General features: G+C 69.6%; 17 protein-coding genes. 12 read left to right on the plus strand and 5 right to left on the minus strand.

What is annotated here, in order from left to right; genetic code table 11:
* The first annotated feature begins 36 nt into the window (after nt 1-36).
* Nucleotides 37-276 carry an SCO4848 family membrane protein gene (locus AB0F52_RS19515; RefSeq protein WP_103340941.1) on the plus strand — a complete coding sequence of 80 codons (240 nt, stop codon included), beginning with the start codon at nt 37-39 and terminating at the stop codon, nt 274-276.
* A 63-nt stretch (nt 277-339) separates the two neighbouring features.
* Complete coding sequence (locus tag AB0F52_RS19520) at nt 340-1,737, plus strand: S8 family serine peptidase (protein ID WP_360172451.1); 1,398 nt, start codon at nt 340-342, stop codon at nt 1,735-1,737.
* A gap of 577 nt (nt 1,738-2,314) precedes the next feature.
* On the opposite strand, the gene AB0F52_RS19525 is transcribed toward AB0F52_RS19520, so the two are convergent.
* The 4 genes from AB0F52_RS19525 to sdhC are packed head-to-tail and all read right to left on the minus strand — an operon-like array spanning nt 2,315 to nt 5,716.
* Entirely contained in the window at nt 2,315-3,085 is a 771-nt protein-coding gene (locus AB0F52_RS19525; RefSeq protein WP_360172454.1) for a succinate dehydrogenase iron-sulfur subunit, read from the minus strand.
* Nucleotides 3,085-4,839, minus strand: a complete 1,755-nt coding sequence (gene sdhA / locus AB0F52_RS19530) for a succinate dehydrogenase flavoprotein subunit (RefSeq protein ID WP_360172457.1) — start codon at nt 4,837-4,839, stop codon at nt 3,085-3,087. Before sdhA ends, AB0F52_RS19525 begins: the two co-directional genes overlap by 1 nt.
* An 18-nt stretch (nt 4,840-4,857) precedes the next feature.
* A complete protein-coding gene (locus AB0F52_RS19535) occupies nt 4,858-5,271 on the minus strand; it encodes a succinate dehydrogenase hydrophobic membrane anchor subunit (RefSeq protein ID WP_103340945.1) in 414 nt (137 codons plus the stop codon).
* 1 nt (nt 5,272) lies between these two features.
* Nucleotides 5,273-5,716: a succinate dehydrogenase, cytochrome b556 subunit gene (sdhC, locus tag AB0F52_RS19540; RefSeq protein ID WP_360172461.1), complete on the minus strand. Its 444-nt coding sequence runs from the start codon at nt 5,714-5,716 to the stop codon at nt 5,273-5,275.
* Nucleotides 5,717-6,111: 395 nt separating this feature from the next.
* On the opposite strand from sdhC, the gene AB0F52_RS19545 reads away from it, so the two are divergent.
* The 8 genes from AB0F52_RS19545 to AB0F52_RS19580 all read left to right on the plus strand — a co-directional run bounded on the left by AB0F52_RS19545 (nt 6,112) and on the right by AB0F52_RS19580 (nt 17,072).
* Entirely contained in the window at nt 6,112-8,103 is a 1,992-nt protein-coding gene (locus tag AB0F52_RS19545; RefSeq protein WP_360172464.1) for an NPCBM/NEW2 domain-containing protein, read from the plus strand.
* 11 nt (nt 8,104-8,114) lie between these two features.
* Complete coding sequence (locus tag AB0F52_RS19550) at nt 8,115-9,971, plus strand: glycoside hydrolase family 97 catalytic domain-containing protein (protein ID WP_360172467.1); 1,857 nt, start codon at nt 8,115-8,117, stop codon at nt 9,969-9,971.
* 286 nt (nt 9,972-10,257) lie between these two features.
* Nucleotides 10,258-11,400, plus strand: a complete 1,143-nt coding sequence (locus tag AB0F52_RS19555; protein WP_360172470.1) for a BMP family ABC transporter substrate-binding protein — start codon at nt 10,258-10,260, stop codon at nt 11,398-11,400.
* 78 nt (nt 11,401-11,478) lie between these two features.
* Nucleotides 11,479-13,050 carry an ABC transporter ATP-binding protein gene (locus AB0F52_RS19560; RefSeq protein ID WP_360172473.1) on the plus strand — a complete coding sequence of 524 codons (1,572 nt, stop codon included), beginning with the start codon at nt 11,479-11,481 and terminating at the stop codon, nt 13,048-13,050.
* Complete coding sequence (locus AB0F52_RS19565; RefSeq protein ID WP_360172476.1) at nt 13,047-14,138, plus strand: ABC transporter permease; 1,092 nt, start codon at nt 13,047-13,049, stop codon at nt 14,136-14,138. Before AB0F52_RS19560 ends, AB0F52_RS19565 begins: the two co-directional genes overlap by 4 nt.
* Before the next feature lie 32 nt (nt 14,139-14,170).
* A complete protein-coding gene (locus AB0F52_RS19570; RefSeq protein ID WP_360173201.1) occupies nt 14,171-15,400 on the plus strand; it encodes an ABC transporter permease in 1,230 nt (409 codons plus the stop codon).
* Between the two features lie 8 nt (nt 15,401-15,408).
* Entirely contained in the window at nt 15,409-15,798 is a 390-nt protein-coding gene (locus AB0F52_RS19575; RefSeq protein ID WP_360173204.1) for a cytidine deaminase, read from the plus strand.
* Nucleotides 15,795-17,072, plus strand: a complete 1,278-nt coding sequence (locus tag AB0F52_RS19580; RefSeq protein WP_360172479.1) for a thymidine phosphorylase — start codon at nt 15,795-15,797, stop codon at nt 17,070-17,072. The genes AB0F52_RS19575 and AB0F52_RS19580 overlap by 4 nt, the downstream gene beginning before the upstream one ends.
* Nucleotides 17,073-17,178: 106 nt before the next feature.
* Here AB0F52_RS19580 and AB0F52_RS19585 read toward each other — a convergent pair whose 3' ends face one another.
* A complete protein-coding gene (locus tag AB0F52_RS19585; RefSeq protein WP_360172482.1) occupies nt 17,179-18,303 on the minus strand; it encodes a PA containing protein in 1,125 nt (374 codons plus the stop codon).
* 213 nt (nt 18,304-18,516) lie between these two features.
* On the opposite strand from AB0F52_RS19585, the gene AB0F52_RS19590 reads away from it, so the two are divergent.
* Both AB0F52_RS19590 and AB0F52_RS19595 read left to right on the plus strand, forming a co-directional pair.
* On the plus strand, nt 18,517-19,611 hold the full coding sequence (locus AB0F52_RS19590) for an adenosine deaminase (protein WP_360172485.1): 1,095 nt from the start codon (nt 18,517-18,519) through the stop codon (nt 19,609-19,611).
* A 101-nt stretch (nt 19,612-19,712) separates the two neighbouring features.
* A complete protein-coding gene (locus tag AB0F52_RS19595; RefSeq protein WP_360172488.1) occupies nt 19,713-20,924 on the plus strand; it encodes an MFS transporter in 1,212 nt (403 codons plus the stop codon).
* Nucleotides 20,925-21,164 lie beyond the last annotated feature (240 nt).

Consider the following 21,164-nt stretch of genomic DNA (forward strand, 5'->3'; position numbering starts at 1 on the left):
ATCTAGCGCCGCGGCCCGCGTCGCATACTCAGGGGCATGCGCATTTCACGCGGCACCTCGCTGTTCCTGCTGGCCTTCGGTGTGTGGTCGTGGATCATCTGGATCACCTTCGCCAAGAACCTGTGGGACAGCGACCGGGCCTGGACCCCCGACGGCTCGCCCACCGCGTACTTCGTGGTGCACGCCGTGCTGACGGTCGTGTCGTTCGTGCTCGGCACGATCATCGGCGTGCTCGGCTGGCGCGGGGTACGCGCCACTTCGCGCGTCTCCTCCTGACTTTGGTCGGTGGCGCGGCCTCCGGGGCCGGTTTAGGTTGACGCCACAGACCCTGGAGGTGGAATGTCCCGTTTACGTCGAATGGCGGCCCCGCTCGTGCTGGCCGTCGGGAGCGGCCTGTTCGCGGCGGCCCCCGCGGCCGAGGCCGCGCCGGTCGCCTGCGACACGACGAGCACGCCGTACACCTACGTCGTGACGTACCAGCCGGGCACCCGCGCGTCGGCCGTCGACAAGGAGCTGGCGGCCAAGTGCGGCACGAAGGTCGCCTACTACGCCCCGATCGGCGTCGCGATCGCGAGCTCGCGCAACGCGGACTTCCAGCAGAAGATCGGCGTCTACCGGGCCTACTCGGGCGGCAAGGACGTGGCTTCCCAGGGCGCCGCCGTCTCGGCCCGCTCGCTGGGTGCGGTGCGGACGCTGGAGGACACGCGGTCCGTCGCCGCCGCGGGTGACCTGTCCGCGCAGCAGTGGGACATGAAGGCGATCCACGCGCCCGAAGCGAACAAGATCTACCAGGGCAGCCGCGCGGTGACGGTCGGCGTGCTCGACTCGGGCATCGAGGCGACGCACCCGGCACTGAAGGCGGCGGTCGACCCGGCCGCTTCGGCGGGCTGCATCACGGGGGCGCCGGACCTGACACCGGCCTCGTGGGCCCCGACGACGTCGGACCACGGCACGCACGTGGCGGGCACGATCGCCGGCAAGGACAAGGCGACGGGCTTCACGGGCATCGCGCCGGGCGTGCGGCTGGCCTCGGTGAAGGTCGTCAACGACGCCGGCTACATCTTCCCGGAGTCGGCGGTCTGCGGGTTCGTCTGGGCGGCCGAGCACGGGTTCGCGGTGACGAACAACAGCTACTACATCGACCCGGGCATGTTCTACTGCCCGAAGCAGCCGGGCGACGCGGCGGCGTTCGAAGCGGTCCGCCGCGCGGTGGAGTTCTCGACGCACCGAGGCGTGCTGAACGTGGCGGCGGCGGGCAACTCCGGTTTCGACACGACCAAGCAGACAACGGACCCCAACCGCCCGCACCCGGTCGATTCGACGTGCGGCATCCTCCCCAAGGCGATCGACGGCGTCGTGAAGGTGTCGGCGGTCGGCTACGCGGGCACGAAGTCATCGTTCAGCAACTACGGCGAGATCGACGTGACGGCGCCGGGCGGCGACTTCGCCCAGACCCCACCGGAGGGCGCGGGGCCATCGTGCCCGCTGTCAACGGTGGTCGGCGGCCAGTACGGCTCGAAGTGCGGCACATCAATGGCCTCCCCGCACGCAGCGGGCGTGGCGGCGCTGATCGCGTCCCGGTTCCGCGGCATCCCGCCGCAGCTGCTGGTTCGCGTGCTGGAAGGCGAGGCGGACGCGGTGAAGTGCACGACCACGGAAACGGAGTGCACGGGCCCGGCAAAGAACAATTCGTACTACGGCCACGGCCTGGTCGACGCCCTGGACGCGGTCCGCTGACCCCAAGAAAAGAGCGGGGTGGTCATCCCGTCGCCTGAGGCCGCAAAAATCACTTTGAGCCGGGCCCGCAACCAAAAGCGCAACGCGAGGGGGCAGCGCAGGCTTGCGGGCCCGGCTCAAAGTGATAGGCCTCAATCAGGCGACGGGATGACCACCCAGCGGCCTAAACACGCGAAGGTGGGAGACAAGCGCTCCGGGTGGCCATCCCAGAGCCTGCCCGTCCGGCGAGGACAGCTTTTGTTCTACGGCGTTCGTTTACCGCGGTGGAGCGGCAGGGGCGGGTTCTGCCGCGGCTTCTACTGCGGGTTCTGCCGCGGCAGGGCGGGTCCGACCTCCCCCGCCCCTCCGGTAGGAGTCTCAGTCGCCGCCCAGGTTTGTCAAGGCGGGAAAGCGTGCCTTGACAAACCCGATCGTCGACTGAAGAGAAGGCTGGGATGAGGGGCGGGGGAGGTCTGGTGACGTCGTTGGTCCTCTTGCGTTGCCGGCCGCCGGTTCGCTTCCCTTTGGCGGAAGACCAGGGCAAAAGAAAGGGCCCCTCCTACTCGCCGAGCGGAGGGGCCCTTCTTTTGGTACAGCGTCACACGCGCTTGAACAGCAGGGCGCGCTTCACTTCCTGGATCGCCTTGGTCACCTGGATCCCTCGCGGGCAGGCGTCCGTGCAGTTGAACGTCGTGCGGCAGCGCCACACACCCTCGCCGTCGTTCAGGATGTCCAGGCGCTCCTCGGCCCCCTCGTCGCGGGAGTCGAAGATGAACCGGTGGGCGTTGACGATCGCCGCCGGGCCGAAGTAGGAGCCGTCGTTCCAGTACACCGGGCAGGACGATGTGCAGCACGCGCACAGGATGCACTTCGTCGTGTCGTCGAAGCGGTCGCGGTCGGCCTGGGACTGGATGCGCTCGCGCGTCGGCTCGTTGCCGTACGTGATCAGGTACGGCTTGATCGCGCGGTACGCCTCGAAGAACGGGTCCATGTCGACGTAGAGGTCCTTCAACGTCGTCAGGCCCTTGATCGGGGCGATCGTGATCACCGTCGGTTTCCCGGACGTCGACAGCAGGTCCTTCATCAGGACCTTGCACGCCAGGCGGTTGATGCCGTTGATCTGCATCGCGTCGGACCCGCACACGCCGTGTGCGCAGGACCGGCGGAACGAGAACGTGCCGTCGATGTAGTCCTTGACGTAGAACAGCAGGTTCAGCAGCCGGTCGGTGCGCTGGGCCGGGACGTCGTAGGACTCCCAGTGCGGCTCGCTGTCCACCTCCGGGTTGAAGCGGAGGATCTTCAGCGTGACCGTGATGGGCGTGTGCTCGTCCGAAGCGGCCGGAGCGTCTTCAGTGGTTGCCGCAGTCATCAGTACTTCCGCTCCATCGGCTCGTAGCGGGTGAAGGTGACCGGCTTGTAGTCCAGCCGGATGTCGGACGACAGACCCGAGCCCTGCTTGTAGGCCATGGTGTGCCGCATGAAGTTCGTGTCGTCGCGGGTCGGGTAGTCCTCGCGGGCGTGGCCGCCGCGGGACTCCTTGCGCGCCAGCGCGCCCACGATCAGGACCTCGGCCAGCTCCAGCAGGAAGCCCAGCTCGACGGCCTCGAGCAGGTCGGTGTTGTACCGCTTGCCCTTGTCCGACACGGTGATCCGCTGGTAGCGCTCCTTGAGCGCCTGGATGTCGGTCAGCGCCTGCTTCAGCGTGTCCTCGGTCCGGTACACCGAAGCGTGCGAGTCCATCGTCTGCTGCATTTCCTTGCGGATGTCGGCGACGCGCTCGTCGCCGTGCTCCGACAGCAGGCCCGCGAGCTGCTCTTCCACCAGCTTCGTGGGGTCCGAAGGCAGCTCGACGTGCTCGTGCGCCAGCGCGTACTCCGCGGCCGCGATGCCGGCGCGGCGGCCGAACACGTTGATGTCGAGCAGCGAGTTCGTGCCGAGCCGGTTCGAACCGTGCACGGACACGCACGCGACCTCGCCCGCGGCGTACAGGCCGGGGATGACGTTCTCGTTGTCCCGCAGCGCTTCGCCGTGGATGTTGGTCGGGATGCCGCCCATCACGTAGTGACACGTCGGGAAGACCGGCACCGGCTCCTTCACCGGGTCGACGCCCAGGTAGGTCCGGGAGAACTCCATGATGTCCGGGAGCTTCGCGTTCAGCGTCTCCTCGGGGATGTGCGTGACGTCCAGGACGACGTAGTCCTTGTTCGGGCCGCACCCGCGGCCCTGCAGCACTTCCTGCACCATCGAGCGGGCGACGATGTCGCGCGGCGCGAGGTCCTTGATGGTGGGGGCGTAGCGCTCCATGAACCGCTCGCCGGAGGCGTTGCGCAGGATCCCGCCCTCGCCGCGGACGGCTTCGGAGATCAGGATGCCCAGGCCCGCGAGGCCGGTCGGGTGGAACTGGAAGAACTCCATGTCCTCCAGCGGGAGGCCCTTGCGGAAGATGATGCCGAGGCCGTCACCGGTCAGGGTGTGCGCGTTCGACGTCGTCTTGAAGATCTTGCCCGCGCCGCCGGTGGCGAACACGATCGACTTCGCCTGGAAGACGTGCAGCTCGCCGGTGGCCAGCTCGTAGGCGACGACGCCGGAAGCGACCGGGTTGCCGTTCTCGTCCGGGGTGGTGACGAGGTCGAGCACGTAGAACTCGTTGAAGAACTCCGTGCCGTACTTGACGCAGTTTTGGTACAGCGTCTGGAGGATCATGTGCCCGGTGCGGTCCGCGGCGTAGCAGGCGCGGCGGACCGCGGCCTTGCCGTGGTCACGCGTGTGGCCGCCGAAGCGGCGCTGGTCGATCTTGCCTTCGGGCGTGCGGTTGAACGGCAGGCCCATCTTCTCGAGGTCGAGGACCGCGTCGATGGCCTCCTTCGCCATGATCTCGGCGGCGTCCTGGTCGACCAGGTAGTCGCCGCCCTTGATCGTGTCGAAGGTGTGCCACTCCCAGTTGTCCTCTTCGACGTTCGCCAGCGCGGCGCACATGCCGCCCTGGGCCGCGCCGGTGTGGGACCGGGTCGGGTAGAGCTTGGTGAGGACCGCGGTGCGGGCGCGCTGGCCGGACTCGATGGCCGCGCGCATCCCGGCGCCGCCGGCGCCGACGATCACCACGTCGTACTTGTGGACCTGCATGGTGGGAAGTCTCCGGGGTCAGTTCGCGGGCATGTTCGGGTCGAACGTGAAGATCACCATCGTGCCGACGGCCAGGATCAGCACCATCGAGACGTACAGCAGGATCTTCAGCCAGAACCGCGTGCTGTCCTTGCGGGCGTAGTCGTCGATGATCGTGCGCAGCCCGTTGCCGCCGTGGATCTCGGCGAGCCACAGCATCAGCAGGTCCCAGAACTGCCAGAACGGCGAGGCCCAGCGGCCGGCGACGAAGCCCCAGTTGATCCGGTGCACGCCGCCGTCGAGGATGTTCATGATCAGCAGGTGGCCGAGCACCAGGACGACCAGGACCAGCCCGGAGATCCGCATGAACAGCCAGCTGTAGAGCTCGAAGTTGCTCCGGCGCGCGGCGGGGCGCTTCGGCGCGCGCGGGTTCGCGAGGGCGAGGTCGGCCATGTCAGTTACCCCCGAAGAGCATTTCGGCGGTGCGCTTCAGCATGAAGAACGCACCGGGGACCATCACGACGACCCAGACGACGCCGATGACCCACAGCATCGCCTTCTGCAGCTTCGGGCCCTTCGACCAGAAGTCGACCAGCATGACGCGGATGCCGTTCAGCGCGTGGAACAGCACCGCGCCGACCAGGCCGACCTCCAGGAGGTTCACGATCGGCGTCTTGTAGGTCTCGATGACCTGGTCGTAGGTGTTCGGCGACACGCGCACCAGCGCGGTGTCGAGCACGTGCACGAACAGGAAGAAGAATGTGAGCACGCCGGTGATGCGGTGCAGCACCCAGGACCACATGCCGGGGTCGCCCCGGTAGAAGGTCCCCTGCCGGCGTGAGGCACCCGCCCGATCGCTCGCCTCTGCCGCTGTGGCAGTGCTCGCCGTGGTGGACATCGGTGAACGGCCTCCAACGTCTGACTGTGCGCCCGGTGGCCGGTGAGGTCCGCTGTCGCCGCGGGAACGGCGGCTGTGCCGAGATCAACGTCATCGAGCCTGGATGAATCGGATGCTAGACCCGCACCCGAAAGGCGGCTCACCTCCGGGTTCCCCTCTGTGATGGACCAGACACCGGTACTCCCGCACCGCCACCCGGCGGTGTGGTGCAGCGCACTCGGTGGCGCGGCGCCCAGGAGTGTCCCGATGAACGGTCATCTGACCTCTGCAAGATCTGATATCTGATGCGCTACGCCGAACGGCTGGTGATCCCGGTGTGTCATTGACCATCTGCGACACCGTCCCTAGCGTCGCTCGGGCAAACATCGGATCTCTCACGATGGGGTGACGTTCTGGTGCGACGACTCGGCTTGGTGATCGCCGTCGCGGTCCTGCTGCCCGTGGTGTCGGTCACGCCCGCGCAGGCACTGCCCGACGGACTGGCGCTGACCCCGCCGATGGGCTTCAACAACTGGAACACCACCGGCTGCGCCGTCGACGAGCGGCTCATCCGCGACACCGCCGACATCTTCGTCGACAAAGGACTCAAGGCCGCCGGCTACGAGTACGTCAACGTCGACGACTGCTGGGCCGAGCCGGAGCGCGACGCCGACGGGCGCATGCAGGCCAGCAAGGCCCGGTTCCCCGGCGGCATCAAGGCGCTGGCCGACTACGTCCATTCGAAGGGCCTCAAGTTCGGCATCTACACCAGCGCGGGCACGCTGACCTGCGCGAAGACCCAGCCGGGCGCGCTCGACCACGAAGACGTCGACGCGCAGACGTTCGCGGACTGGGGTGTCGACTACCTCAAGTACGACAACTGCAACAACCAAGGCCGCCCGGCGCTCGAGCGCTACACGAAGATGCGCGACGCCCTGAAGAAGACCGGTCGCCCGATCGTGTACTCGCTCTGCGAGTGGGGCGAGAACAAGCCGTGGACGTGGGGCGGTGACGTCGGGCACCTGTGGCGCACCACCGGCGACATCAAGGACAACTGGGCCAAGATGGTCCAGATCCTCAAGGCGAACGCGCCGCTGGCGCCGTACGCCGGGCCGGGGCACTGGAACGATCCCGACATGCTCGAGGTCGGCAACGGCGGGATGACGACCGAGGAGTACCGCTCGCACTTCTCGCTGTGGGCGATGATGGCCGCCCCGCTGCTCATCGGGGCCGACCTGCGCAAGGTGTCGCCGGCGAACTTCGACGTCCTGCGCAACGCCGAGGTCATCGCGCTCGACCAGGACCGCCGCGGCGTCCAGGCGCGGGTGCTGTCCAACCAGGACGGACACTGGGTGTTCGCCAAGCCGCTGGACGGCGGCGACGTGGCGATCGCGCTGTTCAACGAGACGACGTCCAGCGCCACGATCGGCACCACCGCGGCCGCCGCGGGGCTGCCGAACGCCGCCGGGTACAGCGCGCGAGACCTCTGGGCGCACCGCGACCTCCAGACGGCGGGCCGGCTCTCCGCGGTCGTCCCGCCGCACGCGACGGTCGTCTACCGGGTCCACGCGGGTGGGTCGTGGTGGCGGAACGCGCCGCTGGTGAGCACCGGCATCGAGCTGGCTTCGCCGGTCCCGGGCGTCCCGGGCGAGATCACGCCCGCCGGGCAGCCGTTCGAGGTCACGGTGTCGGCGACCGACGAGGCCCGCGTCCCGGTGTTCGACCCCCGCGTGACGCTCACCGCACCCGCCGGCTGGCACGTCGAGCAGGTGGCGCGGCCGCGGGCCGTCGTGCTCGGGACCGGCGAGACCGCGGCCGGCCGCTGGCGGGTCACCCCGCCCGCCGGGACCGAAGGCACGACGGCGGTGCTGCGCGGCGGCGTCACCTACCGCGCGCTCGGGTTTCCACAGGTCACCTGGGCCGGTGACCAGCAGCTGACCGTCCCCGCCGCACCGCCCACCACGTCCGCGTGGGCCAGCGACCTGCGCTGGGCGGCGGAGAAGAACGGCTACGGCCCGGTCGAGCGGGACATGTCCAACGGCAGCATCCCGGCCGGCGACGGCAAACCGCTGACGATCAACGGCGTCGTCTACCCGAAGGGCCTCGGCGCGCACGCGCCCAGCGAAGTCGTCTTCTACCTGGGCGGGCGCTGCACGGCGTTCACCGCGGACGTCGGCGTCGACGACGAGCGCGAGGCGACGAACAAGCAGGGCTCGGCGACGTTCGAGATCTACGCCGACGGCACGAAGGCGGCTTCGACCGGCGTGCGCACCTGGCAGGACCCGGCGACGCCGCTGGCGGCGGACCTGCACGGGGCGCGGTACCTGCGGCTCGTCGTCACCGACGGCGGGGACGGCAACTCCTACGACCGCAGCGACTGGGCCGGCGCCCGGCTGACTTGCGCCTGAAGGGACTTCGCATGAGGAAGCGCACGGCAACGGCGGCCACCTTGGCCGTCGGGGTGGCGCTGGTCGGGCTGCCCGCCGCCGGACAGCCCGCGCCGGTGACGTCCTGGACGCTCACCGCGCCCGGGGCGGCCCTGGCACCCACGCCCGAGGCGCACATCGCCCTGGACCGGGGAAGGCTCACGCTGTCGGTCACCCGCGGCGCGACGACGGTGCTCGAGCCGTCCGCGCTCGGCGTCGAGACGGCGAACGGCGACCTCACCCAGGGGCTGAAGGTCACTGGGTTCGGCCAGCGTCCGGTGCACGACGAGTACACGACCACCACCGGCAAACGTTTGCGGCACAGCTACGACGCCGCCGAAACCACGCTGGACGTCAAGGGGCCCGGTGGCGCGTTCGCCGTCGTCTTCCGGGTCTCCCGCGACGGCGTCGCCTACCGGTACGTCTTCGACACCCCGAAGTGGGTGACAGTGATCCGCGAGGCGTCGGAGTTCGCCGTCCCGCAGACCGCCGACTCCTTCCTGCTGCCGTTCGACAACGGCCGCAGCGACTACGAGAGCATCCACGTCCACCGGCCGGTCGCGCGGCAGGACCCGGCCGAGTACGGCTACCCGGCGCTGTTCCACGTCGGTGACACCTGGCTGTCGGTCCTCGAATCCGACCTGAACGGCAGCTACGCGGGCTCGCGGCTGACGCTCACCCCGCAGCACGGCTTCCGGCTGACCCTCGGCGACCCGGCGGAAGTCGCGGAGGGACCGCTGGCCACGCCGTGGCGGGCGATGATCGTCGGCGACCTGGCGACCGTCACGCAGTCGGACCTGAGCACCGACCTCGCGAGCCCGGCGAAGGTCGCCGACACGTCGTGGATCAAGCCCGGTGCGGGGGCGTGGTCGTGGTGGTCGGAAGGCACCGGCGACCTGGCGCTGCAGGAGAAGTACGTCGACCTCGCGGCGAAGGAGGGCTGGACGTACAACCTCGTCGACGCGGGCTGGAACGCCGCCTGGGTGCCCGACCTGGTCGCCTACGCCAAGCAACGCGGCGTCGGCATCTGGCTCTGGGCCGACGCGAAGATCACCGACACCGACAGCGAGCGGGAGAAGAACTTCAAGCAGTACGCCGGTTGGGGCGTCGCCGGACTGAAGATCGACTTCGTCGAGTCCGAACGGCAGGACCGCACCCGCTGGTACGACGCGGTGCTCGCGGCGGCCGCGAAGGACCACCTTGTGGTGAACTTCCACGGCGCGCCGATCCCGCGGGGCATCCAGCGGACCTGGCCGAACGTGATGAGCGTCGAGGCGGTGAAGGGCGCCGAGGGCACGAAGCCGAAGCCGGGGCGCGTGCCGTTCCCGATCGAGCACTACCTGACGCTGCCGTTCACGCGGAACCTGTCCGGCTCGATGGACTTCACGCCGGTGACCTTTTCCGGCGTCCGGCCGACCAGCGACGGCGGCGAGCTCGCGCTGTCAGTGCTGTTCGAATCCGGCGTCCAGCACTTCGCGGACAGCGTCGCGAGCTACGACGCCCACCCCGTCGCCGAGCGGCTGCTCAGGGGCATCCCGACGGCGTGGGAGGACACGCGGCTGCTGGCCGGTGACCCCGGGAAGCTCGCGGTGATCGCCCGCCGCAGCGGCGCGCAGTGGTACGTCGGGGCGCTGGCGGCGGGGCCGGCGACCCGGCTCGACGCACCGCTCGATTTCCTCCCACCGGGTGATTGGCTCGCCGAGATCTACGGCGACGGCGCCGACGGGAAGCTTCAGGTCACGACACAGCGCGTGACATCCGGCGGCGTCCTCACCGTTCCGGTGGCCGCGAACGGCGGATTCGCGGCGCGCCTCTGCGTCGCCCCCGCGGGCGCGTCGACCTGCCCCTGAGTAGCCCGAATGGCTGCTGCAGGCTGCTATCAGGGCACGGAATGCCCTGGTGGCGGCCCGCTGGGGGGCTTTTTGCCCGGCCGCTGCGCCGTTCGGATGATCACGTTCGGTGTCCGGTTCGTCGCGCGCGCGACTCGTGAGTAAACGTTTGTGTTACGTAGCGTGCCTTTCCTATGGCGCATTCCGGTCCGGCGGGTACGGTCTGGCGGTCGACCCGGCAGTAGGGCCGGGTCGTGCCCTTGACCATCCGCTGGATCAGCGGGGAGGGAGAAACACGTTGCGTCGCATGCGTGGAACCGCGCTGGCCGCCGTGGCCATGGCCGGGGTGCTCACCCTGGCCGGGTGCGCCAAGGACTCGAGCGGTGGCAGCAGCAACAACAGCGCCGCGCCTTCGTCGGGTGGCTCGGACTGCGTCACCGCGCAGAAGCCGCCCGCCGCTCCCGCCGCGTCGAGCAGCACGGCCGCCGCCGGGGGCAAGGTCGACGGCAGCCAGCTCAAGATCGGCCTGGCCTTCGACGTCGGCGGCCGGGGTGACGCGTCGTTCAACGACGCCGCCGCCGCGGGCACCGACAAGGCGAAGTCCGACCTCGGCGTCACGACGGTCAACGAAAGCACCGCCTCCGCCAGCGAGGCCGAGTCGGCCAAGCAGCAGCGCCTCGACCAGATGGCTTCGCAGGGCCTGAACCCGATCGTCGCGGTCGGCTTCGCGTACGCCGATTCCGTCAAGGCCGTCGCCACCAAGTACCCGAACACCAAGTTCGCGATCGTCGACGACGACTCGATCCAGCTGCCGAACGTGACGCCGCTGGTGTTCGCCGAGGAGCAGGGCTCGTTCCTGGCCGGCGTCGCCGCCGCGTACAAGAGCAAGAACTGCCACATCGGCTTCGTCGGCGGTGTCAACACCCCGCTGATCCAGAAGTTCGAGGCCGGCTTCCTGCAGGGCGCGAAGACCGTTTCGTCCAAGGTCAAGATCGAGGACGAGTACCTGACCCCGGCCGGTGACTTCTCCGGGTTCCAGGACCCGCCGAAGGGCAACGCGAAGGCCGCCGCCGAGATCGCCAAGGGCGCGGACGTCATCTACCACGCCGCCGGCGCTTCCGGTAAGGGCGTGTTCGACGCCGCCAAGGCGGGCAACGCGCTGGCCATCGGGGTCGACTCCGACCAGTACAACCAGAAGACCGTCGCGGCCGACAAGGACGTCATCATCACGTCCATGCTCAAGCGCGTCGACGTCGCGGTGTTCGACTACATCCAGGCCGTCGCCAAGGGTGACCTGACGGTCCTGCCGAAGCGGTTCGACCTCAAGGTCGACGGCGTCGGCTACGCCACCTCCGGCGGCAAGGTCGACGACATCAAGGACGTCCTGGAAGGGTACAAGGCCCAGATCATCTCGGGCGCGATCACCGTTTCGGACAAGCCGCAGAAGTAGCTCACAACGTGTTCGGGGCTCGGAGGAATTCTCCTCCGGGCCCCTCACGCGTTCCAGAGATATGGAATTCTCCCGCCCATGAGCACAGCCGAGGCCCCGGCCGAGGCCGTCCCCGACCGGGGCGCCCCCGCCGTCCAGCTGACCGGGATCACCAAGCGCTTTCCCGGCGTGGTGGCCAACTCCGACGTCAACCTCACCGTCACCGCCGGCGAGGTGCACGCCATCTGTGGCGAGAACGGCGCCGGCAAGTCCACCCTGATGAAGATCCTTTACGGCATGCAGCCGCCGGACGAGGGCACCATCGCGATCAACGGCGAAGAGGTGAAACTGCGCAACCCGCAGGACGCCATCCGCGCCGGCATCGGCATGGTGCACCAGCACTTCATGCTCGCCGACAACCTGACCGTCGGCGAGAACGTCTTCCTCGGCGCCGAGGGCCTGCACGGCATCGGCCGCGCCGCCCGCGCGCGGCTGGCCGAGCTCGCCGAGCGGACCGGCCTGCACGCCAAGCCGGAGACGCTGCTGGAGGAGCTCGGCGTCGCCGACCGCCAGCGCGTCGAGATCGTCAAGGTGCTCTACCGCGGGGCGAAGATCATCATCCTGGACGAGCCGACCGCGGTCCTCGTGCCGCAGGAGGTCGACGCGCTCTTCGAGACCGTGCGGGAGATGAAGGCCGGCGGCTACACGTTCCTCTTCATCTCGCACAAGCTCGACGAGGTCCGGGCGATCGCCGACACCGTCACGGTGATCCGCCGCGGCACGACCGTGGGCACCGCCGACCCGAAGACCATCACCTCCCGCCAGCTCGCGGAGATGATGGTCGGGTCCGAGCTGCCCAGCCCGGAGACCCGCGAGTCCACGGTCACCGACCGGGACGTGCTGCGGCTGACCGGGCTGACGCTGGGCGCCGAGGGCTCCGGCCGCAACGCGCTCGACGACGTCTCCTTCACCGTGCACGCCGGCGAGGTGCTCGGCGTGGCCGGCGTCGAGGGCAACGGCCAGACCGAGCTGGTCGAAACGATCATGGGCATGCGCAAGCCGTCCGGCGGCACGATCGAATTGGTGGACGCCGACGGCAAGGCGCGCGACCTCACCAAGGCGGGCACGCTGGCGCGCCGCGAGGCCGGTATCGGCTACATCGCCGAAGACCGCACCCGGCACAGCTTGCTGCTCACGCAACCGTTGTGGGTCAACCGGATCCTCGGTTACCAGACCCGCCGCCCGGTCTCCAAAGGACAGCTGCTCGACATCGCGGGCGCCCGCGCGGACACCGAGCGGATCGTCCGCGACTACGACGTCCGCACGCCGGGCATCGACGTCCCGGCCGCGGCGCTCTCGGGCGGCAACCAGCAGAAGCTGATCGTCGGGCGAGAGCTGTCCGGTGACCCGGTGCTGCTCATCGCGTCGCACCCCACGCGCGGCGTCGACGTCGGCGCGCAGGCGCTGATCTGGGAGAACATCCGCCAGGCCCGCGCCGCCGGGCTCGCGGTGCTGCTGATCTCCGCCGACCTCGACGAGCTGATCGGCCTGTCCGACACGATCCGGGTCATGCTGCGCGGGCGCCTCGTGAGCGAGGCCGACCCGGCGACCGTGACTCCGCAGGAACTGGGCTCCGCGATGACCGGCGCGGGAGAGGGTGACGAAGAATGACCTCCTGGCGCACGAAACTGCTGCCGCCGCTGCTGGCGATCGTGTTCGCGGTGCTGCTGTCGGCGATCGCGCTGATCATCTCCGGCGCGGATCCGCTGCAGGCGTACGGCACGATGATCGGCCAGATGTTCAAGGGCTCGACCGCCGTCGACACGGTGAACCTGGCGACGGTGTACTACCTGTCCGGCCTGGCGGTCGCCATCGGCTTCCAGATGAACCTGTTCAACATCGGTGTCGAAGGCCAGTACCGCTTCGCCGCCGTCGTCGCGGCCATCGCCGGCGGCGCGATGAAGCTGCCGCCGGTCGTCCACGTCCTCGCGATCCTGGTCGTCGCGGTCGTGGCGGGCATGGCCTACGCGGCGGTCCCGGCGATCCTCAAGGTGACCCGCGGGGTCAGCGAGGTCATCTCGACGATCATGCTCAACGCGATCGTCGCCGGCATCATCGCGTTCCTCATCAACGCCGACCAGTTCGGCGTGCAGCGGGGCAACAACATCGGCACCCGCGTGATCGAGCCGTCCGGCCGGATCCCGGGCATCCCGCTCGGCTCGGGCACGCTGTTCGGGTTCGTCGTCATCGCCGCGATCGTCGGCGGGGCCTACTGGTTCATGCTCAACCGCACCCGGTTCGGCTTCGAGCTCAAGGCGTCCGGCGAGTCCACCACCGCGGCCGCCGCCGGCGGGGTCAGCGCCAAGAAGATGACGCTGATCGCGATGCTGCTCTCCGGTGGCGTCGCCGGCCTGGTCGCCATGCCGGAACTGCTCGGCCGCGACTACAGCTACGGCATCACCGCGACCCAGATGTACGGCTTCACCGGCATCGCGGTCGCGCTGCTCGGCCGCAACCACCCCGGCGGCATCGCGCTCGGCGCGCTGCTGTGGGCGTTCCTCGACACCTCCGCGGTGTCGCTGGAGCAGATCAACGTGTCCAAGGAGATCGCGACGATCATGCAGGGCATCATCGTGCTGTCGGTCGTCGTGGCGTACGAGGTCGTGCGCCGGGCCGACCTCGCGGCCGAACAACGCAGGGTCGGGCGCGCACTCGCCGGCCGCAAGGGTTCCACGGTCGCCGAAGGGGGTGCGGTGTGATCACCGACGTCGCTCCCGAATCCGGCTCGACCATGCCGGTGCAGCGCAAGCGGGGCCGGGTCCCCGGCTGGCTGCGCGGCGTGATCTGGGCCGTGGTGGCCATCGCCGTCGTCTCGACGGCGTCCTACTCCACCGGCGTCGCCGCGCTGACGTCGTCCAACACCGCGCAGACGGCGTTGCGCCTGGCCCTGCCGATCCTGCTCTGCGCGCTGGGCGGTCTCTGGGCCGAGCGCGCGGGCGTGGTGAACATCGGGCTCGAGGGCATGATGATCCTCGGCACCTGGGGCGCCGCCTGGGGTTCGTACTACGGCGGCGCGTGGTCCGGCCTGCTGGCCGCGCTGCTGTTCGGCGCGCTGGGCGGGCTGCTGCACGCGGTGGCGACGGTGACGTTCAACGTCAACCACATCGTCTCCGGCGTCGCGATCAACCTGCTCGGCCTGGGTGTCACGAAGTACCTGGCGAACCTGATCTTCGCGCCGATCTCCGGCAACCCGCGGCAGTCGCCGCCGGTGCCGAAGTTCGACACCTACTCGGCGACGTTCCTCTCGGACTGGCTGGGCGACCTGGAGAAGGAGCAGCGCGTCGGCATCTCCGACGTCGCGGGCATCCTGCGGGGGCTGGTCACCGAGGTGGCGCCGCTGACGATGCTCGCGATCATCCTGGTGCCGGTGAGCTTCTGGGTGCTCTGGAAGACCCGGTTCGGCCTGCGGCTGCGGTCCTGCGGCGAGAACCCGGTCGCGGCCGAGTCGCTCGGCGTGAACGTGTACCTGCACAAGTACGCGGCCGTGATCATCTCCGGCGCGTTCGCCGGCATGGGTGGCGCCTCGCTGGTGCTGCTGCGCGGCGGCGCGGACTACCTGGAGAACCAGACGAACGGCCGCGGGTACATCGGCCTGGCGGCGATGATCTTCGGCAACTGGCGCCCGGGCGGCCTGCTCGGTGGCGCGGCGCTGTTCGGCTACGCGGACGGCTTGCAGCTCGCCGGCGGCGGGGAGGCGGTGCTCGCGCTGCTGTACGGCGCGGTGATCCTGGTCGCCGTGATCGTCGTCGTGCAGCTGTTCCGTCGCCAGTGGATCGCGGCCGGGCTCGGCGTCGTCGGCGCCGGTGTGCTGTATGCGATCTACTGGGCCAACGACACGCTGCCGTCGGACCTGATCCCGTACACCGCGCACTTCGTCACGCTGATCGTGCTGGCCGTGGCTTCGCAGCGGCTGCGGCCGCCGAAGGCCGACGGGCAGCCGTACCGGCGAGGGGAGGACTGATGTCTGCAGTGTCCTCTGTGGATTGGGACGCGCTGCGTTCTCAGGCGATCGAAGCGGCTTCCCATGCGTACGCGCCTTATTCGGGTCTGCACGTCGGGGTGGCCGGGATCGTCGACGACGGCCGGGTCGTGACCGGGTGCAACGTGGAGAACGCTTCCTACGGGCTCGGGCTGTGCGCCGAGTGCACGATGGCCGGGCAGCTGCGGCTGTCCGGCGGCGGCCGGCTGGTCGCCGTGGCGTGCCGGTCCGGCGCCGGTGACCTGCTGATGCCGTGCGGACGGTGTCGCCAGATCCTGTTCGAGCTGGGCGGTTCCGCGTGCCTGGTGGACACTCCGCGCGGGGTGCTGCCGATGTCCGACGTCCTGCCGGACGCGTTCGGCCCGGACGACCTGCCGTGAGCGCGTTCGCTGCGGTCGACGTCATCCGCACCAAGCGGGACGGCGGCCGGTTGTCCGACGAGCAGATCGACTGGGTCGTCGACGCCTACACCCGCGGTGACGTCGCCGAAGAGCAGATGTCGGCGCTGGCCATGGCGATCTTCTTGCGGGGCATGGATTCCGGCGAGATCTCGCGGTGGACCGGCGCGATGATCGCGTCGGGGGAGCGGCTGTCGCTGTCGGTTTCCCGGCCGACGGTGGACAAGCACTCGACGGGCGGGGTCGGCGACAAGATCACGCTGCCGCTGGCGCCGCTGGTGGCCGCGTGCGGCGCGGCCGTGCCGCAGCTGTCCGGGCGCGGGCTCGGCCATACGGGTGGGACGCTCGACAAGCTGGAGTCGATCCCGGGCTGGCGCGCTTCACTGTCCACTTCGGAGATTCAGGCGCAGCTGGAGGACGTCGGCGCGGTGGTCTGCGCGGCGACGTCCGGGCTGGCGCCGGCGGACAAGAAGCTGTACGCGCTGCGGGACGTCACCTCGACGGTGGAGTCGATCCCGCTGATCGCCAGCTCGATCATGAGCAAGAAGATCGCCGAAGGCGCGTCCGGGCTGGTCCTGGACGTGAAGTTCGGGTCGGGCGCGTTCATGAAGACGCTTTCGCAGGCACGTGAGCTGGCGTCGACGTTGACTTCGATCGGCGCGGACCACGGTGTCCCGACGACGGCGTTGCTGACCGACATGAACGTCCCGCTGGGCCGGGCGGTCGGGAACGCGGTGGAGGTCGCGGAGTCGGTCGACGTGCTCAAGGGCGGCGGTCCCGCGGACGTGGTGGCGCTGACCGTGGCCTTGGCCCGGGAGATGCTCGCCCTCGCGGGTCTCGACGTGGACCCGGCGGCGGTGCTGGCTTCGGGTGAGGCGTACGAGGTCTGGTGCCGGATGATCGCGGCCCAGGGTGGCGACCCTGCGGCGCCGCTGCCTTCGCCTGCTCACGTGCACACGGTCGTTGCTCCGGCTTCGGGCGTGCTGGCTTCGCTGGACGCCTACGCGGTGGGTGTCGCGGCGTGGCGGCTCGGCGCGGGGCGCGCCCGCAAGGAGGACCCGGTCCAAGCGGCGGCGGGCATCCTGTGCCTGGCCAAGCCGGGGGACCGCGTCGCCGAGGGTGACCCGCTGCTGGAACTCCACACGGACACACCCGACGCGGTCCCGGCGGCGCTGTCCGCTCTCGAGGACGGCTTCACGATCGCTTCGTCGGCTCCGGAGCCGGGCCCGATCGTCGTGGAAACCATCCGCGGCTAGCTCGGCTGTGATGATCGTCGCGAAGATGATCACCCGTCCGAGTGACGTCTGAAGCATGAGAAGGCCCCCGTCGGGATCCGGCGGGGGCCTTCTTCGTGCGTGAGTCCTACTCCGTGGCTTCTTCCGAGCCTTCGCCCGTCTTGCCCTTCACGTCGGCCGGCTTCGGGGCGCGGCCGTTGCGGGAGCTGCGACGCGGCTGGCGCGGCGCCGGCGGGGGCGGGGAGATCTGCTGGACCGCCGGGCCGCCGCCGAGCATCAGCTCCGCGAACGTCGCCATCGCCTCGTCGAGCTGGCCGCCGATGCGGCGGACGCTCTCGTCGTTGCTCTTGCGGACCAGCGAGTCCACCGAGTCGGTGTCCGGCTGCTTCGACAGCGTGCCCTCGACCTTCGACAGCCCCGCCTTGAGCGCGCCGTCGAGGTCGCCGATGCCGGACAGGAAACCGTCCTCCACCTTGTCGAGGCGGCCGGCCAGGTCGTCGAGGCGGGTGGTGACCGTTTCGAGCCGGTTGCCCAGGTTCTCCAGCCGGTCGGACGCGTCGATCATCTCGCCGGTCTCGGTCAGCGCGACCTTGAGCGCCTCGGTGTTGGCGTCGATCCGCTCGTGGGTCGTGCGGCCCAGCTCGCCGACGCGCTCCTGCGTGACGCGGCTCAGCTCGTCGACCTTGCCCCGCAGCTCGTGGTCGGCGTGGTCGACGCGCTCGCGCAGCGCCGCCTCGGTCTGCTCGATCCGCTCGCGGACCGGGCCGGTGACCGACTGCGGCAGCGACTCGATCTTCGCGTCCTGCTTGTCGAGGTGCCCGCCCAGCTCGTCGATCCGGCGGTGGATGTTCTGGAGCTTGTCCTCGAGCCCGTCCATCCGGCCCGCGACGCCCTCGAAGCGCGCGGCGACGCCGTCGAGGCGGCCGTCGAGCTGCGCGAACGGCTTGGCGAGCTTGTCGACGATGCTCTCGACCGCGCGGGTGAGGGCGGCGAGGGCCGCGTCCTGCGCCTCGAGGCGGGACATCGTCTCGTCGAGGCGCTCGGCCAGGACGCTGACCTCGGTGCGGTCGGGCATCTCGGAGAGCCGCTTGCGGACCGCGCCCAGCGAGTCCACCGGCGCGAGGCGGGCGTAGATGTCGTCGAGCGCGTCGAAGATCTGCTGCTGCTCGCTCTCACGCACTTCGGCCGCGCGCACCAGCATGTTGCGCATCCGGTCGAAGGACGGGGCGGCAATGTGGTTGTCAGTGGTCACTGCTGTGTGTCCTTCGTCGGCGGGGAAATGGAGGGACGTGCCACGAAGCTTATCGATTGCAAAAATTGCTGTCTGTATGGCCCCCGTGAAGAGGCTATTGCGGAGGCTGCCCCCGGATGGCCGATTCGGGACATGATCCTCAACGCTGAGGGTTAGCCCGAGCCTGAGAGTTACGGCCATGTAGGGGAATGACAACGAGGTTACCGTTGGGGGATGCCTGACGAAAGCCCTGTTCTGCCCACCGAGACACTCCGCCGCGCACCCAAGGTGCTGCTGCACGACCACCTCGACGGCGGCCTGCGCCCCGCGACCGTCGCCGAGCTCGCCGACGCGACCGGTTATGCCGGTCTGCCCACCACCGACCCGGCCGAACTGGGCACCTGGTTCCGCCGTGCGGCCGACTCCGGCTCACTCGTTTCCTACCTCGAGACGTTCGCGCACACCTGCGGAGTGATGCAAACGGAGGAATCGCTGGTCAGGGTCGCCGCGGAGGCGGTGGAGGACCTGGCCGCCGACGGCGTCGTCTACGCCGAGGTGCGCTACGCACCGGAGTTGTTCGTCGAACGCGGTCTGTCACTCGATGCGGTGGTCGAGGCTGTCCAGGCGGGGTTCACGGAGGGCGCACGGCGAGTGGCCGCGAACGGCGGCACCGTCCGCGTCGCGACGTTGCTCTGCGCGATGCGCCAGCACGCCCGGGCGCTCGAGATCGCGAACCTGGCCGTCCGCTACCGGGACACCGGTGTGGCCGGGTTCGACATCGCCGGTCCCGAGGACGGATTCCCGCCCACCCGCAATCTCGACGCGTTCGAATATCTGCGTCAGAACAATGCGCACTTCACCATTCACGCGGGCGAAGCCTTCGGTTTGCCGTCCATTTGGGAAGCGATTCAGCACTGCGGCGCCGAGCGGCTCGGGCACGGCGTGCGCATCGCCGAGGACATCAAGACCGACGCGGACGGCACGGTCCACCTTGGACGGTTGGCCGCGTACGTCCGCGACCGCCGCATCCCCCTGGAGATCTGCCCGACGTCGAACGTCCAAACAGGCACCGTCCGCTCGATCGCCGAGCACCCCATCGGCCTGCTCGCCAAGCTGCGCTTCCGGGTGACCGTGAACACGGACAACCGGCTGATGAGCGGATGCACGATGACCAGCGAATTCGCCGCGCTGCACGAGGCGTTCGGCTATGGTATCGACGACTTCCGCTGGTTCACCATCAACGCGATGAAATCCGCGTTCATCGATTTCGACGCCCGGCTCGCGCTGATCGACGACGTCATCAAGCCCGGGTACGCCGCGCTGACCTGACCCGCCCCGCTTCGGACCGCAACGTGCTTGCGGTCCTTAGCTGTGCCAACTATCGTTCACTATGTAGGAAAAACTTCCCATAGTTTGAGACGGTGGCCAAGATGGCGCAGGTCGGAAGCGGTGCGGGTGAACAGCTTCAGGCGAGTTCACGGCGGTGGCTCATCCTCGCGCTCGGCCTCGCCGCGCAGACCGCGAGCTGCTCGTTCCTCTACGGCCTCCCGTTCCTGGTCCCGGCCATGCGCGCCGCCGAGGGGCTGACGCTGGCCGAGGCCGGCACGGTCGTCGCGGCGCCGAGCATCGGGTTGTTGTTCACCCTGATCGTGTGGGGCGCGGCTGCGGACCGTTACGGAGAGCGCCTCATCATGGCCCTTGGCCTGGGCTTCTCGGGGTTACTCTTGGTGTACGCCGGGGTAGGAAATCACCCGGTCGAGCTCCTCTTTGGAGTGTTTTTGGCGGCGGGCGCCTGTACGGCTTCGGTGAACGCGGCAAGCGGTCGCGTGGTGATGGGCTGGTTCGCGAAGTCCGAGCGGGGCGTGGCGATGGGGATCCGCCAGACGGCCCAGCCGCTCGGCGTGGGCGTGGCCGCGCTGGGGCTGCCCCCGCTGGCCGCGCACTTCGGCTTCCGGGCGGCGATCCTGCTGCCGGCCGGGCTGGCGATCGCCGTGGCGCTGCTGGTGGCGTGGCTGGTGACGGACCCGCCCCGGCCGCCTCGCCCGGCATCGGGGGAGAAGCCGCCTTCGCCGTACCGGCACGCGACGCTGTGGCGGGTGCACGGGGCGAGCGCGCTGCTGGTGGTGCCGCAGTTCGCGGTGTCGGCGTTCGCGCCGGTGTACCTGGTGGCGGTGCAGCACTGGAGCCCGCTGTCGGCGGGCTGGTACCTGGCGGTGGTCCAGGTGCTGGGCGCTCTTGGACGGCTCGGGTCAGGTTGGTGGTCGGACCGGGTGGGCAGTCGCCTGCGCCCGATGCGTCAGCTCGCCGTCTTGAGTTGCCTGGTCATGCTCTTGGTCGCCTTGGGCGACGCCACTTGGCCGTGGCTGGTGCTGCTGGCGCTGGCCTTGGCGGGGGTGATCACGGTGGCCGACAACGGCCTGGGCTTCACGGCCTCGGCGGAGCTGGCGGGCCTGGCGTGGTCGGGCCGCGCGATGGGAACGCAGAACACCGGCCAGAACATCGCGGCGTCGCTGACGCCGCCGTTGCTGGGCCTGGTGATCGGCGACAGCCGGTACGCACTGGCGTTCTGCGTGGCAGCGGTGTTCCCGGCGCTGGCGGTGCTGGTGGTCCCGGTCCGCGCGGAGCACGCTTCGGAGGACTGACACCCGCCGGCCCGCGGGGGCGCCCCCCGTCTCCAGCGTATCGGCCGCCTACGACGGAAACGGGCTGTGGCGGGCGCGCTCAGCCGGGTTGTCCACATCCGCCGGGGGTTGGGGAAGGCTGGGGAGTGGGGAAGCCGGCCGGAGGTGGGCGCCAAAAAAAAAATAGAACACCACACAACCCCAAAAAAAGAATCGACAAACAACACGACCCACCCCACCACCCACCCCCCCATCGCCCGG

The sequence above is a fragment of the Amycolatopsis sp. NPDC024027 genome (assembly GCF_040638975.1).
Lineage (GTDB): Bacteria > Actinomycetota > Actinomycetes > Mycobacteriales > Pseudonocardiaceae > Amycolatopsis.